The 2,137-nt window shown below is 47.2% G+C and carries 4 protein-coding genes; all 4 read right to left on the bottom strand.

Annotated features, from left to right (window positions below; translation table 11 throughout):
• Window positions 1–255, bottom strand: a 255-nt coding sequence (locus Q0257_RS03215) for a hypothetical protein (protein ID WP_298021467.1), incomplete at its 3' end; no start/stop codon positions are given.
• Window positions 248–571, bottom strand: coding sequence for a DUF2325 domain-containing protein (locus tag Q0257_RS03220; RefSeq protein ID WP_005870807.1), 324 nt, complete (start codon window positions 569–571; stop codon window positions 248–250). The genes Q0257_RS03220 and Q0257_RS03215, both read right to left, overlap by 8 nt.
• Window positions 572–689: 118 nt before the next feature.
• Window positions 690–1,382, bottom strand: a complete 693-nt coding sequence (locus tag Q0257_RS03225) for an aspartate/glutamate racemase family protein (RefSeq protein WP_298021470.1) — start codon at window positions 1,380–1,382, stop codon at window positions 690–692.
• Window positions 1,383–1,492: 110 nt separating this feature from the next.
• The coding region (locus Q0257_RS03230; protein WP_298021473.1) for a thiamine pyrophosphate-dependent enzyme at window positions 1,493–2,137 on the bottom strand (645 nt) is incomplete at its 5' end.

The raw sequence follows: 2,137 nt of genomic DNA on the forward strand, positions 1-2,137 counted from the left end.
AGCGCACGACTTAGAGACATTATGATTAAGCACGCTCGATTTACCGCTTGAAAACTTTTTAAATTTGCCGCTAAATTTCTTACTTTCGACGGGCGCAAGGCAAGTAGCGTTAAATTTACTAGAATTTAAAAAATCCTTGAAATTTAGCTCGCCTGTTTCATCGTCGTAAGCATTTGATTGCGACGCAGTGCACGATTTTTTAGCCGCTTGCCTGGACTTGCCGTCACTACTTAAATTCCTTGGAATTTTAATCATCTTCGCAAGGTCTGCAACCGAATTCTTGATTTAAATTGAAAACCTTACAGTATTCGCAAAATACGCAGCTAACGCTTCTTTTAGCGCATACGAGCGGGATTTTGCGCTTTTTTACTTCGCCTTTGATCTTTTTCATCGTATTGTGGTTCAAAAAGCTCGTAAGCATAACGACACACTCGGTATCTTGCGGGATCGGCTTACGATTTACGCGATTTTCGTTTCGTGCATCCCAGTGCTCGATGTTACTCGCGCCAAGGTCTTTTAAAACCGCCTTAATGGGCGTAATCTCATCTGCTCCTATAACTAAAACGTTCATTTCATCCCCTTTTATGATTGATAGTCGTTATTATAACAGAGAAAGATTAAATTTAACTGATAATATATATAAAAATTTGAAATTACAAGCCGGAATTTTACCGGCTTATATTTGATATTTACTCGCTTAAAGCTAGACTTACTGCCGCATCGATGTGGATCTGCGTAGTATCGAATAGCTGCATGGTGGTATCTGCTTGCGATACGAGCAGCCCGATCTCCGTGCAGCCCAGTATCACGCCCTGCGCACCGCGAGCCCTAAGTCCTTCAATGATCTGCAAAAATTTCTCTTTGGAGTGCGGTAAGATTTTACCAAAGCAAAGCTCATCAAAAATTACTTCGTTTACCGCTTCCATTTCGTCCGCGTTCGGTACGAGCACCTCTACGCCACCATCTATCAAGCGCTGTTTGTAAAAATCCTGCGTCATCGTGTAGATCGTGCCGAGCAGCCCTACTTTTTGCACGCCACGTTTTCGCAGCTCACTTAACGTGGCGTCCGCGATATGCACGAAAGGCACGGATATAGCGGCTTTTATCGCCTCGTAGCACTTATGCATCGTATTGGTGCAAAGAAAAATATAATCCGCGCCGCCGCTTTGCAAAACTCGCGCGTGACGAGCTAAAATTTCGCCCGCCCTGCCCCACTCATTATCTCTTTGACACCGCTCGATCTCGTCAAAATTTAGACTACTTAGCAGGATTTCGCCGCTACTTAGCCCGCCTAGACGCTCGTTAATTTTGCGATTGATCCCATCATAATAGGTAATCGTAGATTCGTAGCTCATGCCGCCGATTAGTCCGATTTTTTTCATGGATTTTCCTTTTAAAATTTATACGTAATTTTATGCAATCCCGCTAAATTTAATAAAATTCCGGATTGCAAAATTCGCAGAGCCGGAATTTCAACAAATAGCCGCAAAGCTTAAGCATTCTCGCTCGCGGCGTCCATAGAGGCAACCTCATCGCCGAAATCGGCATTCGCAAGCCGTTTGAGCTGGCGGTAGCGTCTCATCGCGTCGGCTTTATTTGCTTCATAAAGCTTGCCCGCGTGCTCCGGATCGATCTTTTTAAGCGCGTTGTAGCGCACCTCGTTTAGCAAAAATTCCTCATAAAGGCTCCAATCGGGCTCTTTGGATGAAATTTTAAGCGGATTTTTGCCCTCAGCCGCGAGCCGCGGATCGAAGGTGTAGGTCGGCCAATAGCCGCATTTGCTCGCAAGCTCGGCTTGATCGCCGGAGCTGCCCATGCCGCCTTTGATGCCGTGCGCGATACACGGCGAATACGCGATGATAAGGCTAGGTCCCGGGTAAGCCTCCGCCGCCATGATCGCCTTTAGCGTCGCGGCTTGGTTTGCGTTGGAATTTACCTGCGCGACGAAGATGTTGCCGTAGGTCATCGCGATCTGACCGAGGTCTTTTTTCTGCACCGCCTTGCCACCTGCGGTAAATTGCGCGATCGAGCCGCGGCGGCTAGCTTTGGAGCTCTGTCCGCCGGTGTTTGAATAAACCTCCGTATCCAGTACCAGCACGTTTACGTCCTCGCCGGTAGCCAGCACGTGATCGAGGCC

The organism is uncultured Campylobacter sp. (genome assembly GCF_938018035.1).
GTDB lineage: Bacteria > Campylobacterota > Campylobacteria > Campylobacterales > Campylobacteraceae > Campylobacter_B.